The sequence below is a fragment of the Chamaesiphon sp. OTE_20_metabat_361 genome, from assembly GCF_031364565.1.
Map to the genome: position 1 here is coordinate 1 of NZ_JANLWO010000244.1, position 3,665 is coordinate 3,665.

Sequence of the window (3,665 nt, forward strand, 5' to 3'; positions counted from 1 at the left end):
ACGATATTCGGATGTTTGACTGCTGCCAAAAATTGCCGTTCGGCTAAGGCTACCGCCGCACTCGCGGCATCTTCACTATTTAGCAAGCCTTTGAGGACGACATATCGGGATAACAAATTGTCGAATCCCAGATAAATCCAGCCTAATCCACCATACGCGATCGCGCCTTTAACTTCATACTGTCCGCCGACGACATCCCCAGGCGCGAGACTGGGGACAAAATTATATTTTTGCCCGCATTTAGTGCAAAAACCTTTATCTCTTTTGACAGCCTGATTGCAACCCGCACAAAACCGTTTATTCTCAGGTACCTTCGCCTCGACGAGCACCGCTAATTCTGGCGCAGTGGATGGCAATTCGGGAATCGAAACCAATCCCGCACCCAGTTGGCGGCGACTGCTTTTGCCCACTGTCGGCGCACTCCGCCGGGTACCGCGCGACGATCGATTATTAGTGGGACTCGATCCGGTACTGGTGACTGAGGCACTATGGCGTGAGGTTTTCAGACTTTGGGATGCCTGAGCTGGTTTGTTGCTGGCCGTTGCTGCTAGCACCATATCTAGTTCGGATTGAGACTTGAGTACCGCCATCCCACAGGTATCGCAATAACCATCATCGATCGTGCCGTTACAGTTGTTTCGAGTGCAAGTTAGTTTTGACATACCTGGATAGTAAGGGCAAGTGAGCAACGTACTTAGTTATTCAAAGATTGGGAATAAATATTACAGAATATGCAATGCGAAGATGAGAAAAATTACAGCTAGACCCCAATTATATAAATATTTTTGCCACCTTCAACGATATTGGCTAAAAGATAGGCAGTCACTTTTAGATCCTAAGTAACTTGGGCTGGTGTTGACAGTTAGTTTTCAATGTGCAAACATGCTTAGATAGAAGCATATAACTCTCCATACTTGCTGCATGTTGTTTGACATAACTAATCCTAAATATCTCAAGGCAAGCTCCTATGCACCTTATTTCTGCTGGCAAGCTCAAAGAAGCATCCGCCTTATATCCTGATGTAGCGGAAATAATTAAGAACTTTTACAAAAAGGTCGAGAAGTCAGCATGGCAGAATCTAATCGACGTACAGCAAGACTACCGAACGGCTGAAGCTGTTGGTAACTTTACTGTTTTCAATATTAAAGGTAATAAATATCGACTGATTCTCGATATTGATTATGAGGAACAAGTAGCTTATTTTAAGTATTTTTTAACCCATGCCGAATATGATAAAGAGCAGTGGAAAAATGACTCATACTATTAGCCAAGAGAACTATATCGATATATTAGAGCGCGATCGCATTATTCCCAAAATTATTGAAACAAAAGAAGAATACGAACAATTTTTGACTGAAGCTGAAAAACTAATTTCAAAAAAACAGCATCGTACTATTGAAGAAACAGTCTTGTTTAGATTATTAGTTAAGCTGATTAAAGACTATGAAGAGGAAACATATTTACTCAAAGAATGGTCGCAGACAGCACCTCACGAACTGCTCCAGCATTTAATGGCAGCTAGAGATATGAAGCAAGTAGATTTGGTAGGTGTACTCAGTCCATCAAAAGGTCTGGTATCTTCGATCGTTAATGGCAAGCGGGCTATTAGTAAAGCACAAGCCAAGAAATTAGGAGAGATTTTTAATATTTCTGCAAGTGCATTTATTTAGCGATCGCTAAGCTATGAAAAATTATGCTCACTCATAGCAGTTATTATATCGGTTGCAGCAGTAAAACAGATACCCGACTTTTTAAAAAGTCGGGTATCTTGCAAACTTGTTATAATTTATTCAAATCGATCGGCATGGGCATGGTAACGTCAATATCTCTAAACCGCATCAAACTTAGTGCAGGACAACGAATCTATCTATCCGATGTGAGCTGGGCAGAATTCGAGCAGGTGTTGCTCGAATTAGGCGAAAAGAGAGCTACTAGGATTGCTTATTATGATGGGGAATTAGAAATTAGAATGCCATTGCCGGAACACGAACGGATTAAAGTCTTGGTTAGTAATTTACTCGTCGTGTTGCTGGAAGAATTAGATTTGCCCTGGGAATCACTGGGTTCGACTACATTTAAAAACGATCGGATGAAAACTGGCATCGAGCCTGATGATTGCTTTTATCTCAAAAATTGTCAAGCAATAGTTGGTAAGAAACGACTAGACTTAGCAATCGATCCACCTCCAGATCTGGCAATCGAAATAGATTTAACTTCGGCTACTCAGCTAAGTGCCTATGAAGCTCTGGGCGTACCAGAAATTTGGCGATATCGGCAAGGTAAATTAGCGATTTTTGTACTGTTGCAGGGGCATTATCAAGAATCTCCGACTAGTTCATTATTTCCCACGCTACCGATTAATGAGGGATTTTCGCGCATTTTAGAGCGTTCGGAAATATTGATGAGTGAAGCTAGAAAGGAGTTTCGGCTGTGGGTGCGACAGAATTTAGCAATAGCTCAATAAACTCAAAAAAAGGTGTACTCTACAGTACACCTTTTAAACTAATATTAGATTTCTAAATCGATTATTCGCCGACTGGTGCTAGCAAGTCTGGTGCCGCAGCGGGAATTGCTTCCTGCTTGGGAGTAACGACTGCTTTGCCATCTTCGCCGATATCGACGATCGAGGTGTCACCTTCTTTGAGACGACCGGAGAGCATTTCCTCGGCGAGGATGTCTTCGAGCAGGCGCATAATCGCCCGACGGAGCGGACGCGCACCGTAGGCAGGATTGTAGCCTTCGTCGATCAAACGGTCTTTGAACCGATCGGTAACTTCAAGCTGGATGCCTTGTTGAGTCAGGCGACCGAAGAGATCTTTGAGCATAATGTCGGCGATCTCTTTGACTTCTGGCTTGGTAAGCTGTTGGAAGACGATGATTTCATCCAAACGGTTGAGGAACTCTGGACGGAAGTAGTTTTTGAGTTCTTCGTTGACCAAGCTGCGAATCCGGTTGTAAGTAGCTTCGGTTTTGTTGTCGGTGAACTCGAATCCGAGACCGCCGCCGCCTTTTTCGATTACTTTAGAACCGACGTTGGAGGTGAGGATGATCAAGGTGTTCTTGAAGTCTACCGTGCGACCTTTAGCATCCGTTAGGCGACCAACTTCTAAAATTTGCAGGAGCATATTAAAGATGTCTGGGTGCGCTTTTTCGATTTCATCGAATAAGACGACGGTGTAAGGCTTACGACGGACGGCTTCGGTCAGTTGACCGCCTTCGCTGTAGCCGACGTAACCTGGAGGCGAACCGATCAGTTTCGATACGGTGTGGCGTTCCATGTACTCGGACATATCCAGGCGGATCATCGAGTCTTCGGAACCGAAGAAGTAAGTTGCTAACGCTTTGGTTAACTCGGTTTTACCAACTCCAGTCGGGCCGGAGAAGATGAAACTGGCGATCGGACGGTTGGGATTTTTCAAGCCGACCCGAGCGCGGCGAATGGCACGGGAGACAGCTTTGACAGCCTCTTCTTGACCGATCAACCGCTGATGGAGGGTTTCTTCCATATTTAGCAGTTTGACGGACTCAGATTCGGTGAGCTTGCTCACGGGTACGCCAGTCCACGAAGCGACGATGTGCGCGATGTCTTCTTCGGTGACTTCGGGCATCACGCGATCTTCAGTTTCGTCGCTAGCCTTTTTGTTTTGGGCGATCGTTTTGATCTC

The 3,665-nt window shown here is 44.7% G+C and carries 5 protein-coding genes; 3 read left to right on the forward strand and 2 right to left on the reverse strand.

The window, feature by feature from the left end:
• Positions 1-662: serine/threonine protein kinase (locus RMO35_RS07130; protein WP_309739656.1), on the reverse strand; the 662-nt coding region annotated here is incomplete at its 3' end.
• A gap of 305 nt (positions 663-967) precedes the next feature.
• Here RMO35_RS07130 and RMO35_RS07135 point away from each other — a divergent pair.
• Genes RMO35_RS07135 through RMO35_RS07145 form a run of 3 tightly spaced genes read left to right on the forward strand, consistent with a single transcriptional unit; the run spans position 968 to position 2,464 of the window.
• Positions 968-1,267: a type II toxin-antitoxin system HigB family toxin gene (locus RMO35_RS07135; protein WP_309739658.1), complete on the forward strand. Its 300-nt coding sequence runs from the start codon at positions 968-970 to the stop codon at positions 1,265-1,267.
• Positions 1,251-1,670: a transcriptional regulator gene (locus tag RMO35_RS07140; protein WP_309739660.1), complete on the forward strand. Its 420-nt coding sequence runs from the start codon at positions 1,251-1,253 to the stop codon at positions 1,668-1,670. Before RMO35_RS07135 ends, RMO35_RS07140 begins: the two co-directional genes overlap by 17 nt.
• Positions 1,671-1,693: 23 nt before the next feature.
• A complete protein-coding gene (locus RMO35_RS07145) occupies positions 1,694-2,464 on the forward strand; it encodes a Uma2 family endonuclease (protein WP_309739662.1) in 771 nt (256 codons plus the stop codon).
• 61 nt (positions 2,465-2,525) lie between these two features.
• On the opposite strand, the gene RMO35_RS07150 is transcribed toward RMO35_RS07145, so the two are convergent.
• Positions 2,526-3,665, reverse strand: a 1,140-nt coding sequence (locus RMO35_RS07150; RefSeq protein WP_309739666.1) for an AAA family ATPase, incomplete at its 5' end; no start/stop codon positions are given.

Bases quoted from the DNA above. Each gene is read 5' to 3' on its own strand.
- RMO35_RS07145 (WP_309739662.1), top strand. From the start codon at position 1,694: ATGCTCACTCATAGCAGTTATTATATCGGTTGCAGCAGTAAAACAGAT.
- RMO35_RS07135 (WP_309739658.1), top strand. From the start codon at position 968: ATGCACCTTATTTCTGCTGGCAAGCTCAAAGAAGCATCCGCCTTATAT.
- RMO35_RS07140 (WP_309739660.1), top strand. From the start codon at position 1,251: ATGACTCATACTATTAGCCAAGAGAACTATATCGATATATTAGAGCGC.